This is a genomic window from Litchfieldia salsa (assembly GCF_900104555.1).
Classification (GTDB): Bacteria; Bacillota; Bacilli; order Bacillales; family Bacillaceae_L; genus Litchfieldia; species Litchfieldia salsa.
This window is the reverse complement of the sequence record NZ_FNJU01000001.1, coordinates 55,449-71,577: the sequence shown is the minus strand read 5'-3', so window position 1 is coordinate 71,577 and position 16,129 is coordinate 55,449. Positions and strand designations below refer to the sequence as shown.

The window sequence follows — 16,129 nt, the reverse complement described above, 5'->3', positions numbered from 1 at the left end:
GTATATGTAGAATTGAATTGGAAATAAAAGCGTTATCATAGAAACGATTTAAATCACCTACATAGGGGGAATGGATGTGGAGAATTTCATTTTATCTTTAGACCAAGGAACAACTAGTTCAAGAGCAATCATATTTAATAAGAGAGGACAAATTGTTCACTCTGCTCAAAAGGAGTTTAAGCAAATTTTTCCGAAGCCAGGATGGGTCGAGCACAATGCGAATGAAATTTGGGGTTCGATTCTTTCTGTGATTGCGTCTGTCCTAAATGAGGCAAATGTGAAGCCAAAACAAATTGCTGCAGTTGGTATCACAAATCAACGAGAAACAGCGGTAATCTGGGACAAGGAAACAGGGCAACCTATCTATAATGCGATTGTTTGGCAATCTCGCCAAACAACTAAAATATGTGAAGACTTAAAGGAAAAAGGGTTGAATGAAATTTTCCGAAAAAAAACTGGCTTGCTCATCGATGCATACTTTTCAGGTACGAAAATAAAATGGATATTAGATCATGTTGATGGAGCAAGAGAAAAGGCTGAAAAGGGAAAGTTAATGTTTGGTACGATTGATACATGGATTGTTTGGAAGCTTTCTGGAGGAAAGGCACATGTTACTGACTATTCCAATGCTTCTAGAACATTATTATTTAATATTCATGAATTGGAATGGGATAAAGAGCTATTAGACTACTTGACAGTGCCTAAGAGTATGCTTCCTGAGGTTCATTCATCCTCTCAAATATATGCGACAACAGCGCAACAACACTTTTTTGGCTATCAAATACCAATTTCAGGGATTGCAGGTGATCAGCAAGCTGCAATGTTCGGGCAAGTATGTCTTGATCCAGGTATGGCTAAAAATACATATGGTACTGGATGTTTTATGTTAATGAACACAGGTGAAAAAGCAGTATCATCCAATCATGGATTATTAACTACGATTGCATGGGGATTAAATGGGAAAGTAACATATGCTCTTGAAGGTAGCATTTTTGTAGCTGGATCTGCTGTACAGTGGTTACGTGATGGACTAAGACTATTTCGTCATGCGAGTGATAGTGAAACATATGCAGCAGCTGTTGAATCAAGTGAGGGCGTTTATGTTGTTCCTGCGTTTGTGGGTTTAGGTACACCATATTGGGATAGTGATGTTAGAGGAGCTGTTTTTGGATTAACAAGAGGCACACGAAAGGAGCACTTTGTTCGAGCGACTCTAGAAGCCCTTGCATATCAAACGAAGGATGTATTGATGGCAATGGAAGCCGATTCAGGAATTACTCTTAAAGACTTACGTGTCGATGGTGGAGCTGTTAAGAATAACTTTCTAATGCAATTTCAAAGTGATTTACTAAATGTGCCAGTTGAGCGACCTGTTGTTGAGGAAACAACGGCATTGGGTGCCGCATATCTTGCTGGTCTAGCAGTTGGTTACTGGAATGATATTTCTGAAATAGCTTTACAGCGAAATATAGATCAACGATTTGAGCCTAGGATGGACGAGGAAAACAGAGATCAATTGTACAATGGGTGGAAAAAAGCCGTAAATGCAGCTATGGCATTTAAATAAAGAATAACGAGGCCACACGACATTCTAGAAAAAAATATGTCATTTGTGGTCTCTTTCATTTCTACAATAGGAGGGATTGATATGAATTTCTCGGGAAAAAAACGTTCAGAGATCATCAAATCCATTCAAAAAAAAGAAATTGATCTACTCATTATAGGCGGTGGGATTACAGGTGCAGGAATTGCATTAGATGCAACGACAAGAGGATTCGAAACCGTATTGTTCGATATGCAAGACTTTGCAGAAGGAACATCAAGTCGATCCACAAAACTCATTCATGGTGGATTGCGATATCTTAAACAATTCGAAATTAAACTAGTATCAGAGGTAGGGAAAGAAAGAGCAATTGTTTATGAAAATGGTCCACATGTTACATCCCCGGAGTGGATGTTATTACCTATTCATAAGGGTGGTAGTTTTGGTAAATTTACAACATCTATTGGGTTAAGAGTTTATGATTTTTTAGCTGGTGTGAAGAAAACAGAACGAAGGAAGATGCTAAGTGTAAAAGAAACGATTGAAAAGGCTCCACTTATAAAGCGTGAAGGACTATTGGGTGGAGGATATTATGTTGAATATCGTACAGATGATGCAAGACTCACGATTGAAGTGATAAAAAAAAGTGTCGAGAAGGGGGTAACTGCACTAAATTATACAAAGGTAGAGTCCTTAATTTATGAAAATGGGAAGGTAAAAGGGGTAAATGTAATTGACATGTTGACTCAAGAGCAATACGCAGTATACGGAAAGAATGTAGTTAATGCAACAGGTCCATGGGGAGATGCTTTGAGAGAGCAAGACCAATCCTTACGTAAGAAAACGTTAAGATTAACGAAAGGTGTTCACATTGTTATTGATCAGAAAAACTTTCCGTTAAAACAAGCAATCTATTATGATACGAAGGATGGTCGAATGGTATTTGCGATTCCAAGGGATGGTAAGACTTACGTAGGAACAACAGATACTTTTTACAAAGAGGATATCTCTACTCCAACTGTTACAAAAGAAGATTGCACATATTTGCTTCAAACGATCCATGATATGTTTCCTAGCATTCGCCTTAGTGAGGATGAGGTTGAGTCGAGTTGGGCAGGACTTCGTCCACTGATCCATGAGGAAGGAAAGGATCCTTCAGAAATCTCAAGAAAAGATGAGATCTGGAAATCAGACTCAGGATTAATTACGATTGCTGGAGGAAAGTTAACAGGATACAGAAAAATGGCGGAAATGGTGGTTGACCAACTTGCGTCATTATCTAAAGATGAGATTAAAATTATAAACAAGCGCTCTCAAACAAAGAACTTGGCAATATCAGGCGGTGACGTAGGAGGATCACAAGGGTTTAACGCTTTCCAAACGGAACAAGTCACAAAATTGGTCGAGTTTAATCTTGATAAAGAGGTTGCTATGAAGCTTGTTCGTTTGTATGGTTCCAATATAACAGAAATTATAAGAATGATGGATGAAGTACCTAAAATACGAGGTGTGGGAATGCCCCCATATATAATAGCGATGATTAGGTATTCGATTGAATGTGAAATGACAATAAAACCAGTGGACTTTTTTATAAGGAGAACAGGAGCCATCTATTTCGATTATGAATGGGTTCAAAAATGGAAACAACCTGTGATACGTTATATGGTGTCATATTACAAGTGGTCAAGAGAAACAAAGCAATGTTATGAAAGCGAATTAGAAAAGGCTTTAGAGCTAGCAGCTTTAACTCAGAAAATGGATAAACGAATAAACATCAGGTGATGGGAGTGGTGAGTTTAAAAAATAAGTTGTTTGTTAGAATAATCGTTTATTAGGCATGAATCGTTATTAGGGATTCATGCTTTTTTTGTTATAAATTAAATAATTAGATTTCCTAAAGATTTGTCACATTTCCTTAAAGATTAAATATGATATCAATACATGTAGCGATGAATCTTAGTGACCGAGGGAATTGATTTTACTTGGAGGTACTATAAATAAGTTACCGAAAGTGTTTGATTTCAGTCACAGTAGTAGCGGTAGCTACATACTATATGTTGACTAAATATATACCCATCCAGTAGTTCAGCTCGGACCTTAGCAAGGAGGGTTACAATACTTGAAGGAGAAAGAATTTCAACCTAAACCATTACTAACAAAAAGAGAAAGAGAAGTGTTCGAATTACTTGTCCAAGACAAAACAACAAAAGAAATCGCAAGTGATTTGTTCATAAGCGAAAAAACTGTTCGTAATCACATATCGAATGCAATGCAAAAGCTGGGAGTTAAGGGGCGTTCTCAGGCAGTTGTAGAGCTCCTTCGTATGGGAGAACTTGAACTTTAAGCAATTATACCGACTATCCTTTTTCTAGGCTAGTCGGTTGCTTATTTATAGTGCCTTTTCAATGATGGCTGGTTTTTGACACTAGGGCTATGCAAAGGGAGTTGTGGTAAGACAAACTATTTTTGAGAAGGAAAACAAAACTTGCAATTTTGTTGAAAAAAGTAGAAAATATAAGATAATATATCTATTTACTTGTCATTATTACTTAACTAGGGTCAGATTAAAAAGTAAATATACCTATTGGATAAGTGAAACTCTCTTTACTCCTGATTAAAGTGGCGTGAATTTAATTTTTTTTCACATGAGAGGCTTCCACATCAATTGTTGATCAATTAATAGATTGTGAGTTGCGTTCAACTTGGGTGTACTAATCATCGGATCTTACGTCATCAAAAGAAGAATTTTTTAACTAGGAGTGGTTGCTATGTCGATACAAGAAGAAACAATATTAAATGACAAAAAAGTCGTTGCAGATATCGAGAAATCATTGCGTTATATTTCTGCTATTATTAAGCAAAAAGGTCGAGAAATTCTAAGTAATTATACAATTACACCTCCTCAATTCATAGCTCTACAGTGGTTGTTAGAAGATGGAGACATGACAATTGGAGAATTATCTAATAAAATGTACTTAGCATGCAGTACTACGACAGATTTAGTCGACCGTATGGAGAAAAACACTCTTGTCATGAGAGTTAAGGATCCGAATGATCGACGTGTTGTTAGAATTCATCTACTTGAAGAAGGAGAGCGCATTATTGAAGAAGTTATTAAAAAACGACAAGACTACCTTTCTGATGTGTTAACTGATTTTAGCAAAGAGGATATTCAACTGTTTGAAAAATACCTATCAAAATTACATCATGAAATGAAGGAAGAATGAGGGGATTTCTTGGATAGACCAATTGGAGTAATTGACTCTGGTGTTGGTGGTTTAACTGTAGCTAAAGAGATTATGAGACAATTACCAAATGAAGAAATTATATACTTAGGTGATACAGCAAGATGTCCATATGGACCAAGACCAAAATCAGAGGTTCGTCAATTCACATGGGAATTGACGAACTATTTATTGTCTTATGATATAAAAATGCTAGTAATTGCTTGTAATACCGCCACGGCATTTGTAATGGAAGAAATACAAAATGAGCTAAGTATCCCAGTGGTTGGGGTTATTAATCCTGGTGCCAGAACAGCTTTAAAAATCACCCAAAATAAGCATGTAGGTGTGATTGGTACTGTAGGCACCATAAATAGTGGTGCATATGAGCAAGCCTTAAAAGCAATTAACCGAAGAATTAACGTAGAGAGCCTTGCATGTCCTAAATTTGTACCTCTTGTAGAAAGTGGAGAATACGAAGGAGAGGAAGCGGCCAAAGTGGTTGCGGAATCATTAGTAATACTTAAGGCAAAGAAACTAGATACCTTAATATTGGGTTGTACTCACTATCCTTTATTACGTGAAACAATCCAGGATTATTTAGGAGGACAAATCAAGTTAATCTGTTCTGGGGATGAAACCGCAAGAGAGGTAAGTACAATTCTTTCGTATAGCTCTATATTAAACGAAACACATGAACCAAAAGATCATCTGTTTTTAACTACAGGTGATAAAGAAATTTTTCACAAAATTGCAAGCAAATGGTTCGAACAACCAATTAATAATATAAAATCTGTTATTCTGTAAATCTAAATCTACTGGCTTTCTTACCAAAGAGAGAGCAGTAGATTTTTTGCATTTTTAATAGGTATAGTTCGTTGATTGGAACGGAAGATGTGTGACTCCTGCGGGATGTGCAGGGAGAATGAGACCCCCGCAGGAGCATCGCTCTGAGGAGGCTCATCACCTGCCCCGCGGAAAGCACACACCTGGAGTGCAGATCAACCTAAATAAGTTAATTGGCAATAAAGTTTACTTGTTAAAGTTAAGTAATTATAAATGCAATAAAAAAGGATTTGTCCTAAATAAATTGAAAGTTGGTCTAAAAAACAAAAATAGCTCGTATACATATTAGTACAAACTTGCTTAGGAGGGAATATGTATGCGTAATAAAACAAAATATACAATAGCTTCAACGGTAATCGCATCTTCTGTCTTACTCTCAGGATGTGGATTGTTTGGTGGAGATCAAACAATGGAGGAGATCGATCCCCCGCAAAATGAGTCCTATACAGATGATGTAGAAACAGTTGATCAAGAAAAAACAGAAGGAAACACTGATGTAACGAATGATGAAGAAGCCGCACAAGAAACGATTTCTAGAGAATTGTACTTAATCGATGCAAATGGTTATGTTGTTTCTCAAGCGGTCGACCTTCCTAAAACAGATGGGGTAGCAAAACAAGTAGTGGAATACCTTGTTGATGGAGGACCTGTCAGTGAGATTCTACCAACTGGCTTCAGAGCGGTAATTCCACGTGATACTGAGGTGTCTGTAAATATGGAAGGGACAACAGTACTTGTTGACTTTTCAAAAGAATTTACAGAGTATAAAGCAGAGGATGAGCAGAAGATTTTAGAAGCCATTACTTGGACATTAACTCAGTTTGAAAATATTGAAGATGTAGAAATTAGCGTAAATGGTCATAAGTTAGAAGAGATGCCTGTAAATGGTACTCCGATTACAGAAAAGTTAAGTCGTGCAAATGGAATAAATATTGACAACTCAGATGTAGCTGACATCACAAGCACAAAACCACTAACTGTTTATTTTATTGCTGAAAGTGATGGAAATGAGTATTATGTTCCAATTACGAAAAGAATAGATACAGCGGAGAAAGATAATGTAGTCGCAGCTGTGAATGAATTGATAAAAGGACCTGGTTTAGCAGGAAATTTATTTAATGATATTCATGGAGAAGTAGAATTGTTAGGTTCATCCTATGCAGATGGAAAAGTAACACTTGATTTTAATGAGGCAATCTTTGGAAGCTTTGAAGAAAAGATGATTTCAACACATGTATTAAATACGATTGTATTATCACTTACAGAGCAAACTGGGATCGAAAGTGTATCGATTACGGTTGAAGGTGAAAAAGGAATTGTAAATGAAGCTGGTACATCAGTTTCTGAGCCTGTAAATCGCCCAGAAAAAGTCAATACTGGTAGTTTTTAATCAATTTCATATTTGATATACTATAAGTAAAGGTAAAGAGGTAGGCTATAATAGCCCACCTCTTCTTTATTATTGTAGGAACCAAAAAAATCAAAGATAGGAGAATGGTATGCGAGTTGATGGAAGAAAAAAAGATGAGCTTAGACCCATCCATTTTGAAATAAATTATGTTAAACACCCTGAAGGTTCTGTATTAGTGAATGTCGGAGATACAAAGGTAATTTGCAATGCAAGTATCGAAGAGCGGATCCCTCCTTTTATGCGTGGACAAGGTAAAGGCTGGATTAATGCGGAGTACTCTATGCTTCCAAGAGCAACTGAACAGAGGAATATACGTGAATCAAGTAAGGGTAAGGTTACTGGAAGAACAATGGAAATTCAACGTCTAATTGGACGTGCTCTTCGCTCAATCGTAAAATTAGAGGATCTAGGAGAAAGAACAATCTGGATAGACTGTGATGTGATTCAGGCAGATGGTGGGACTCGAACTGCTTCTATTACCGGTGCATTTGTTGCGCTTGTCCTAGCGTGTGGAAAATTACATCATACACAAAAGATTTCAAAGTTTCCCATAGAAAATTACTTAGCAGCGATTTCTGTTGGGATTGATGAAGAGCATGGCGCGATTTTAGATTTAAATTATATTGAGGATTCTAAAGCTGCTGTAGATATGAATATTGTGATGACAGGTACAGGTAATCTTGTAGAAATTCAAGGTACCGGTGAAGAAGCAACCTTTTCACGGGCCCAATTGGATCAAATGATAGACTTAGGAGAAAAAGGTATTGCTGAAATCGTTACAAAGCAAAAAGAAGCACTAGGGGATTTGGTGAATTTCATCAGTGCTAATAAATAGAGGGTGATGGCATGAAAGAGATTATAATTGCGACAAAGAATAAAGGGAAAGTAAAGGATTTTGAGCAGCTTTTTAAGACAAAAGGATTTGTTGTTAAATCACTTTTGGATTACCCCGAAATAACAGATGTTGAGGAAACTGGGGAAACGTTCGCTGAAAATGCAAAGTTAAAATCTCAACAAATCTCAACATTATTTAATCGTATCGTAATTGCAGATGATTCTGGATTATCAATTGATGCTCTTAATGGTGAACCTGGCATATATTCCGCGAGGTATGCAGGAGAGGAAAAAAATGATGGATCAAATATTGAAAAAGTATTAGACCGGCTCGAAGGTGTTCCACAGGATAAACGAACAGCTAGATTTCACTGTGCACTTTCAGTAACCGTTCCAAATCAGGAAACATATGTAGTTGAGGGTACATGTGAAGGGGTTATAACGACTAAGCCAGAAGGGAAGAATGGATTCGGATATGACCCTATCTTCTACATTCCTGAACAAAACAAAACAATGGCAGAGCTATCGAGTGAAGAGAAAAATAAGATTAGTCATCGTGCAAATGCATTAAAAAAACTACAAGTAACGATAAATGATTTGTTTAACTAATACCTAAGAAAACAACTGAGAGATGTATAGTAGGAAACTTAAGTAAAGAAGGTTTTTGTGGATGAAAGCATTAATAGTAAGTGATAGTCATGGTTTCACTAATGAAGTGAATATGATCAAAGAGCGTCACCAAAAGCAAGTTAACTTAATGATTCATTGTGGTGATTCAGAATTAGAGTATACTTCTGAACCATTAAAGGGATTTTCAAAAGTAAGAGGAAATTGTGATTTTGATCGAAACTTTCCAGAAGACATTACAGAATCCTTTGGTAATCGAACGGTGTTTGTTACACATGGACATCTTTATAATTGTAAGATGACCTTATTGAATCTGAAATATCGTGCAGAAGAACTGGGGGCAACTATTGTTTGTTTTGGCCATTCCCACGTAGCAGGGGCTGAGGTAATCGACGGAATATTATTTATTAATCCAGGGAGTATACGTTTGCCTAGGATGAGAAAAGAACGAACATATGCCATACTTGAGATGAATGATAATAGCCTGAAAGTAGATTTTTTTGAGCTTGACGGAACTTTGATTGATACATTAGCAGCTGATTTTAAGTTAGAATAATGCTATTTTTTGTGTGAGGATTACTTAATATGCCCTTTTCAGACCGGGAACACTGATCTATAAAGGGCTTCAACCTCAATAAAATCAACACATTATCGGGTTTTTTATATTTTTAAAAAAAGTTTACAAATAGTGTTGACTTTATGTTGTTAAGCTTATATAATTAAAAAGTCGCTAAGGGAACAACGCGAAAATAAAAACATAAAATGTCCCAGTAGCTCAGCCGGATAGAGCATACGCCTTCTAAGCGTACGGTCGGGAGTTCGAATCTCTCCTGGGACGCCATTCATACATACACTATCCTTTCTTCAATTGAAGAAAGGTTTTTTTATTTTTTACTTTAACTCCAAGACTTACCATTTCCTTCATGAAATTTTCAAAAATTCACCTCGATCAAATAGGATTTTTTCAGAAATTATTTCCTGAACTTAATTATAACGTATCAGTTCAATACCTAGATGCATCAAGGCTTTAAGCCGTGTTTAAAAATTATGAAATTTTTTTGTTAGTAAGAAATCCTAACAAATCAACATTGTAAGCGGATACAAATTGTACCATTCGTCTAAATTATCAAATAATTAAAAAAATGGTGTTGACTCTTATCAAAAATGAGCGTAATATAAGGCTCAATAATAATAAAAAAGCAAAGAGAAATTGGTAAACAGCAAGCGAAAAGCAACCAATAGGATCCATCGCTTTTCATACATCAAATGATTGATGTTCGCTATAGGTTAAGGATTAATCTTTTGCACCTTAATAATTCAATAGTTTAAAGCGTCTTAACGGCGAAGGGGAAAAAAGGGGTGTCTATCAGTGAGTGATCAATGGATCTACTTAGGTGACCAATTTGTTAAAAAAGAAGATGCGAAAATTTCGGTCTATGACCATGGTTTTCTATACGGAGACGGAGTTTTCGAAGGAATACGCGTTTACGATGGAAACATATTTAAGATGGAAGACCATATGAAACGATTGTATAATTCCGCAAAGTCAATTTTATTAACCATTCCTCATACACAAGAGGAATTGACAAATATTATTTGTGAAGCAGTAGCGAAAAATAATCATAAAGATGCTTATATCCGTGTAGTCATTTCACGGGGTGTAGGTGACCTAGGGTTAGATCCAAATAAGTGTAAAAAAGCAAATGTGGTCATCATTGTCGAACCACTAGCAATTTTCCCTAAACACCTATACGATACTGGATTAGAAATTATTACGGTTGCTACTCGTAGAAATCGTCCTGATGTACTAAGTCCACAAGTAAAATCACTGAATTATTTGAATAACGTATTAGTTAGAATAGAGGCCCATCTAGCAAATGTTAGTGAAGCTCTAATGTTAAATGACCAAGGATATGTTGCAGAAGGATCTGCTGACAACGTATTTATTATTAAAAACGGCAAGCTATACACTCCACCAGCTTATGTTGGTGCACTTGAAGGAATTACTCGTAACGCAATCATGGAAATTGCTAGAGAGCTAAATTATGAAGTGTATGAAGAACCATTTACAAGACACGATGTATACACTGCAGAAGAAGTATTCCTTACAGGAACTGCAGCTGAAGTGATTGCAGTTATCAAGGTGGATGGCAGAGTAATAGGAGAAGGAGTTCCTGGTGAACATACTAAAACACTCCTAAAAGGATTTAGAGAAAAGGTGGTTCAAGACGGTGTTAAAGTCTATGAACTACAAGATAATGTAAATGCTGTTTAACGAAAGCTTGAAAAATAGGCTGATAAGTAGCCTTATAAATTTAAAAACGTAGAAGAGGATAAGTAGTCTTTGATTTGATATCTTCAGAGAGCCGGGTTGCTGGAAGCCGGTGATATCTCCAATGATGAACTCACCTCCGAGTGTCAGTTTGAAAGTGTTCGAGTAGAACTGACCGGGTGTTACGGTAATCTCACCCGTTATCAAAACGAGCAACATTATGTTGTTCTAAAGGTAGTTACAGTAATGTAGCTATGAACAAGGGTGGTACCGTGAAAAGTGTTATGAAGTCTTTTCACCCCTTTGACTTAAGGAAACTTAAGTCTTATGGGTGAGGAGACTTTTGTTTTTTTAACTGGAAAAAATAAACAAAGGAAGGGAAGAAGGGGAATGGCTATAAAAGCGAATGTGGAAGGCAAAGTAGAAGCTTCAACTAAAATGAGTGGGGCTGAAATGCTCTTAGAATCACTAAAGAGAGAGAATGTTGAAGTCATCTTTGGCTATCCCGGTGGAGCGGTCCTACCTATTTATGACAAAATCTATGATGCAGGAATCTTTCATGTATTAACTAGACATGAACAAGGTGGAATACATGCTGCAGAAGGTTATGCAAGAATTTCAGGGAAGCCAGGGGTTGTTATTGCTACATCCGGCCCAGGAGCAACAAATATTGTTACAGGGTTAACAGATGCAATGATAGACTCCCTTCCATTAGTAGTATTTACTGGGCAGGTAGCATCTTCAGTGATTGGTACTGATGCGTTTCAAGAGGCAGATGTTTTAGGAATCACAATGCCAATAACCAAGCATAGTTATCAAGTTCGAGAAGTAAGTGAGATACCAAATATTATCAAAGAAGCATTTTATATCGCGACAACAGGTCGTCCAGGTCCAGTACTAATCGATATTCCTAAAGACTTGGCAATTATCGAGGGAGAATTTGATTACAGCAAAGAAATTAATTTGCCTGGTTATCAACCAACAGTGTTGCCTAATCATTTGCAAATTCGCAAGTTAGTGGAGGCTGTAAGCCACGCGAAAAAGCCAGTAATATTAGCTGGTGCAGGGATTCTACACGGGAACGCAGCTGAGGAATTAAAAGAATACGCTGAGCAACAAAGCGTACCGGTCATCCATACTTTACTTGGATTAGGCGGTTTTCCAGCTGATCATCCTCTATTCTTAGGGATGGCAGGAATGCATGGTACCTATACAGCTAATATGGCTATTTACGAAAGTGATCTTTTAATAAGTATTGGTGCACGATTTGATGACCGTGTAACTGGAAATCTTGCTCATTTTGCTCCAAATGCAACGATTGCACACATTGATATCGATCCCGCAGAGATTGGTAAAGTAGTGACAACGAAAATTCCAGTTGTCGGAGATGCTAAGGAAGTTTTGAGTCAGCTTATTCATCAAGACGGTAAGCCTGGTGATAATCAAGAGTGGAGAGATAAGGTCTCAGGTTGGAAACAAGAATTCCCACTATGTTATCAAGCATCTAGTGAAACATTAAAGCCGCAAAAACTAATTGAACTAGTTTATGAATATACAAACGGAGAAGCAATCGTCACTACAGATGTTGGTCAGCATCAAATGTGGGCAGCACAATATTATAAATTCAAAAAACCTAACCACTGGGTTACATCAGGTGGGCTAGGAACGATGGGCTTCGGATTACCAGCAAGTATTGGTGCTCAGTTAGCAGATCGAAGTGCAACAGTTGTGTCATTGGTTGGTGATGGCGGGTTCCAAATGACTTTACAGGAATTATCGGTTATTCATGAACTAAAACTTCCAATTAAAGTGATGATTGTAAACAATCAATCATTAGGAATGGTAAGACAGTGGCAGGAAATCTTCTATGAAGGAAGATATTCACATTCTCTAATCCCTAATCAGCCAGATTTTATCAAGCTTGCTGAAGCATATGGAATTAAGGCATTTAGGGCACAAACTGAAGAAGAAGCAAACCAGGTGTTAAAAGAAGCAATTGAATTTGATGGTCCAGTGCTAATGGATTTCCGGGTTACATCTGATGAGAATGTGTATCCAATGGTAGCACCAGGCAAAGGTCTTCATGAAATGGTAGGTGTTAAATTTTGAAGCGAATTATCACTTTAACAGTTAATAATCGTGCTGGAGTATTAAATCGAATTACAGGGTTATTTACAAAACGTCACTATAACATTGAAAGTATCACAGTGGGTCACACCGAGATAGAAGGTGTTTCTAGAATGACATTTGTTATTCATACTGATGATGAAGCTGTTGTAGAACAAATTACGAAACAGTTAAATAAACAAATTGATGTTCTAAAAGTAATGGATATTACAGATCAAGCAATTGTTGCAAGAGAACTTGCGTTGATCAAAGTTGTTTCAACACCTTCCAATCGAAATGAAATTTATACATTGATTGAACCTTTTCGCGCCACAATTATTGATGTTAGTAAAGATAGTGTAGTTGTCCAGGTAACTGGAGAATCAGAAAAGGTAGAAGCTTTAATAGATCTATTAAGGTCATATGGAATAAAAGAGATTGCTAGAACTGGAACAACAGCATTCACACGTGGTACACAAAAACATGCTTCATTGAAGCCATATTCAATTGTTTAAATTGCAAGTCTGTTATAAAACGGACTCGCTTTAAAAATATAAAACTATAAAACAAAAAAAGAAAACAATTAGGGGAGAGAGTAATTATGACAACAAAAGTATATTATAACGGTGATGCAAATGATTTCGCACTAACAAATAAAAAGGTAGCTGTGATTGGTTATGGTTCTCAAGGTCATGCACACACTTTAAATATGCGTGAAAGTGGAATAGATGTAATTGTAGGATTAAGACCAGGGAAGTCTTGGGATCAAGCAAAGAATGACGGATTAGATGTTTATTCAGTAAAAGAAGCAGCTGAGCAAGCAGATGTAGTGATGGTGTTATTACCAGACGAATATCAACCGAAAATCTACAAAGAAGAAATTGAGCCAGGATTAAAACCAGGAAATTCTTTAGTATTTGCTCATGGTTTCAATATTCATTTCAACCAAATCGTTCCACCAGATTTCGTTGATGTTTTCCTTGTTGCACCAAAGGGTCCTGGTCATTTAGTTCGTCGTACGTTTGTTGAAGGAGCAGGTGTTCCAGCGTTATTTGCAATCTATCAAGACGTAAGTGGTAATGCGAAAGAAGTTGCATTAGCATATGGGAAAGCAATTGGATCAGGTCGTGCAGGTATCTTAGAAACTACTTTCAAAGAAGAAACAGAAACAGATTTATTCGGTGAGCAAGCAGTCCTTTGTGGAGGTTTAACTGCTTTAGTAAAAGCTGGATTTGAAACGTTAGTAGAAGCTGGTTACCAGCCAGAAGTTGCATACTTCGAGTGCTTACATGAGTTGAAACTAATTGTTGATTTAATGTACGAAGGTGGAATGGCTGAAATGCGTTATTCAATCTCTGACACAGCACAATGGGGAGATTTTGTAACAGGACCAAGAATCGTTGATGATCGCGTGAAAGCTGAAATGAAGGAAGTATTAAAAGATATCCAAGATGGTAAATTTGCTAAAGGTTGGATCTTAGAAAACCAAGCAAACCGTCCAGAATTTACGGCAATCAATAACCGTGAAAATGAACACCAAATTGAAGAAGTTGGAAGAAAGCTTCGTGCTATGATGCCATTTGTTAAATCGAAGCAAAAGAAAGAAGTGGTGGGTGCTAGTGCGAAAAATTAATATCTTTGATACGACGTTACGAGATGGTGAGCAGTCTGCAGGTGTGAATCTTAACCTACATGAGAAGCTAGAAATCGCTAGACAATTAGAACGTCTAAACGTAGATATTATTGAAGCTGGTTTTCCTGCTGCATCTAAAGGCGATTTTGAATCAGTTAAGCAAGTAGCAAATATCATTAAAAATGCATCTGTTGTTGGGCTTGCACGCTCTAAACAAAGTGATATAGATGCTGTGTGGGAAGCTGTGAAAGGTGGGGTTAGTCCTCGCCTACACACCTTCATTGCAACTTCACCAGTTCATATGAAATATAAGCTTAAACAAACACCTGAGGAAGTAATTGAAACAGCCGTTTCTTCTGTTAAATATGCGGCTAAATTATTTCCAACCATTCAATGGTCTGCTGAGGATGCATGTCGCTCAGATTATGATTTCCTAGTGAAAATCATTACGAAGGTTATTGATGCTGGAGCATCGGTCATTAATTTACCAGATACAGTTGGTTATATTAACCCAAAGGAATATGGTCAAATGTTCGCATATATACAAGAACATGTCCCTAATATTCATAAAGCGGTTCTTTCAGCACACTGTCATGATGATTTAGGAATGGCTGTATCAAACTCTTTAGCTGCGATTGAAAACGGGGTTACTCAAATAGAAGGTACTATTAATGGAATCGGTGAACGTGCAGGTAATGCTTCCCTTGAGGAAGTAGCTGTCGCTCTTCATATTCGCCAGGATTATTATCAAGCTAACACACGTTTAAAGCTTGATGAGATCAAGAGAACAAGTGATTTGGTAAGTAAGCTAACTGGCATGGTTATTCCACCTAATAAAGCTATAGTCGGTAAAAACGCATTTGCACATGAATCTGGTATCCATCAAGATGGTGTACTAAAAGAAAAGACGACATATGAAATTATTTCACCTGATCTTGTAGGTGTTAAATCAAATTCTATGGTACTTGGAAAGCATTCAGGACGTCATGCCTTTAGAACTCATTTAGTGGAATTAGGGTATCAACTAGAGGAAGACGATGTTAACCGTCTATTTGTTTTATTCAAGGAACTTGCTGATAAAAAGAAAGAAATTACTGAAGAAGATATTAGTGCTTTACTAGTAGAACAACAGTTAACAAACGATGAAGACTATTTTGTGCTTACAGCACTTCAAGTGCAATATGGTACAAACCAAGTTCCAACAGCAACAATTACATTAACAAATGCAGATGGCGAAACGATCCAAGAGGCAGCAACTGGTGCTGGTAGTGTAGAAGCACTATATAACACACTGGAACGATGTATTGCGGCACCAATTGTACTAGAGGATTATCGCATCCAATCAGTTGGTGCGGGCCGTGATGCACTTGCACAAGTATATGTAAAGGTTGAATTGGATGGTATTGTTTCAAGTGGACGTGGAACTGCGCAAGACGTTCTAGAAGCCTCCGCTAAAGCTTATATAAATGCAGTAAATCGTGTGTATAACATTAAAAATAGTAACCAAGAAAAAATAAGCATTTCTTAATAGATCTAAAAGGTCAAGGATGTCCTTCGTATTACTGTTCTACTAATGGTACCTTTTATTAACCATTATTAAGAAGAGTATTGCGAAGGACATTTCAACAAATCG

At 37.0% G+C, this 16,129-nt stretch carries 14 protein-coding genes, 1 tRNA gene and 1 other annotated feature; all 15 genes read left to right on the top strand.

Features of this window, described 5'->3' with window-relative positions; translation table 11 throughout:
* Nucleotides 1–76: 76 nt before the first annotated feature.
* The 15 genes from glpK (at nucleotide 77) to BLQ56_RS00250 (ending at nucleotide 16,024) form a co-directional block, all read left to right on the top strand.
* Nucleotides 77–1,567 carry a glycerol kinase GlpK gene (gene glpK / locus BLQ56_RS00320; protein WP_090849036.1) on the top strand — a complete coding sequence of 497 codons (1,491 nt, stop codon included), beginning with the start codon at nucleotides 77–79 and terminating at the stop codon, nucleotides 1,565–1,567.
* An 81-nt stretch (nucleotides 1,568–1,648) separates the two neighbouring features.
* Entirely contained in the window at nucleotides 1,649–3,325 is a 1,677-nt protein-coding gene (locus BLQ56_RS00315) for a glycerol-3-phosphate dehydrogenase/oxidase (RefSeq protein WP_090849034.1), read from the top strand.
* A 337-nt stretch (nucleotides 3,326–3,662) separates the two neighbouring features.
* Entirely contained in the window at nucleotides 3,663–3,887 is a 225-nt protein-coding gene (gene gerE, locus BLQ56_RS00310; protein WP_078545247.1) for a spore germination transcription factor GerE, read from the top strand.
* Between the two features lie 424 nt (nucleotides 3,888–4,311).
* Nucleotides 4,312–4,770, top strand: a complete 459-nt coding sequence (locus BLQ56_RS00305) for a MarR family winged helix-turn-helix transcriptional regulator (RefSeq protein WP_090849032.1) — start codon at nucleotides 4,312–4,314, stop codon at nucleotides 4,768–4,770.
* Nucleotides 4,771–4,779: 9 nt separating this feature from the next.
* Complete coding sequence (gene racE, locus BLQ56_RS00300; protein WP_090849029.1) at nucleotides 4,780–5,574, top strand: glutamate racemase; 795 nt, start codon at nucleotides 4,780–4,782, stop codon at nucleotides 5,572–5,574.
* 355 nt (nucleotides 5,575–5,929) lie between these two features.
* On the top strand, nucleotides 5,930–7,003 hold the full coding sequence (locus BLQ56_RS00295; RefSeq protein ID WP_090849027.1) for a GerMN domain-containing protein: 1,074 nt from the start codon (nucleotides 5,930–5,932) through the stop codon (nucleotides 7,001–7,003).
* 109 nt (nucleotides 7,004–7,112) lie between these two features.
* A complete protein-coding gene (gene rph / locus BLQ56_RS00290) occupies nucleotides 7,113–7,859 on the top strand; it encodes a ribonuclease PH (RefSeq protein WP_090849026.1) in 747 nt (248 codons plus the stop codon).
* A gap of 11 nt (nucleotides 7,860–7,870) precedes the next feature.
* Nucleotides 7,871–8,467, top strand: a complete 597-nt coding sequence (locus BLQ56_RS00285) for an XTP/dITP diphosphatase (protein ID WP_090849024.1) — start codon at nucleotides 7,871–7,873, stop codon at nucleotides 8,465–8,467.
* Between the two features lie 61 nt (nucleotides 8,468–8,528).
* On the top strand, nucleotides 8,529–9,041 hold the full coding sequence (locus tag BLQ56_RS00280) for a metallophosphoesterase family protein (RefSeq protein WP_090849022.1): 513 nt from the start codon (nucleotides 8,529–8,531) through the stop codon (nucleotides 9,039–9,041).
* Nucleotides 9,042–9,249: 208 nt separating this feature from the next.
* Nucleotides 9,250–9,326, top strand: a tRNA-Arg gene (locus tag BLQ56_RS00275).
* A 528-nt stretch (nucleotides 9,327–9,854) separates the two neighbouring features.
* Nucleotides 9,855–10,760: a branched-chain-amino-acid transaminase gene (gene ilvE, locus BLQ56_RS00270; protein WP_090849020.1), complete on the top strand. Its 906-nt coding sequence runs from the start codon at nucleotides 9,855–9,857 to the stop codon at nucleotides 10,758–10,760.
* Between the two features lie 40 nt (nucleotides 10,761–10,800).
* Nucleotides 10,801–11,063: a binding site (T-box leader), on the top strand.
* Nucleotides 11,064–11,147: 84 nt separating this feature from the next.
* Complete coding sequence (gene ilvB / locus BLQ56_RS00265) at nucleotides 11,148–12,866, top strand: acetolactate synthase large subunit (protein WP_090850008.1); 1,719 nt, start codon at nucleotides 11,148–11,150, stop codon at nucleotides 12,864–12,866.
* A complete protein-coding gene (ilvN, locus tag BLQ56_RS00260; RefSeq protein ID WP_090849018.1) occupies nucleotides 12,863–13,378 on the top strand; it encodes an acetolactate synthase small subunit in 516 nt (171 codons plus the stop codon). The genes ilvB and ilvN overlap by 4 nt, the downstream gene beginning before the upstream one ends.
* A gap of 86 nt (nucleotides 13,379–13,464) precedes the next feature.
* Nucleotides 13,465–14,496, top strand: a complete 1,032-nt coding sequence (gene ilvC, locus BLQ56_RS00255) for a ketol-acid reductoisomerase (protein ID WP_090849016.1) — start codon at nucleotides 13,465–13,467, stop codon at nucleotides 14,494–14,496.
* A complete protein-coding gene (locus BLQ56_RS00250; RefSeq protein WP_090849014.1) occupies nucleotides 14,483–16,024 on the top strand; it encodes a 2-isopropylmalate synthase in 1,542 nt (513 codons plus the stop codon). The genes ilvC and BLQ56_RS00250 overlap by 14 nt, the downstream gene beginning before the upstream one ends.
* Nucleotides 16,025–16,129: the final 105 nt, after the last annotated feature.

Bases quoted from the DNA above. Each gene is read 5' to 3' on its own strand.
- BLQ56_RS00315 (WP_090849034.1), top strand. From the start codon at position 1,649: ATGAATTTCTCGGGAAAAAAACGTTCAGAGATCATCAAATCCATTCAA.
- BLQ56_RS00305 (WP_090849032.1), top strand. From the start codon at position 4,312: ATGTCGATACAAGAAGAAACAATATTAAATGACAAAAAAGTCGTTGCA.
- BLQ56_RS00295 (WP_090849027.1), top strand. From the start codon at position 5,930: ATGCGTAATAAAACAAAATATACAATAGCTTCAACGGTAATCGCATCT.
- rph (WP_090849026.1), top strand. From the start codon at position 7,113: ATGCGAGTTGATGGAAGAAAAAAAGATGAGCTTAGACCCATCCATTTT.
- BLQ56_RS00285 (WP_090849024.1), top strand. From the start codon at position 7,871: ATGAAAGAGATTATAATTGCGACAAAGAATAAAGGGAAAGTAAAGGAT.
- BLQ56_RS00280 (WP_090849022.1), top strand. From the start codon at position 8,529: ATGAAAGCATTAATAGTAAGTGATAGTCATGGTTTCACTAATGAAGTG.
- ilvB (WP_090850008.1), top strand. From the start codon at position 11,148: ATGGCTATAAAAGCGAATGTGGAAGGCAAAGTAGAAGCTTCAACTAAA.
- ilvC (WP_090849016.1), top strand. From the start codon at position 13,465: ATGACAACAAAAGTATATTATAACGGTGATGCAAATGATTTCGCACTA.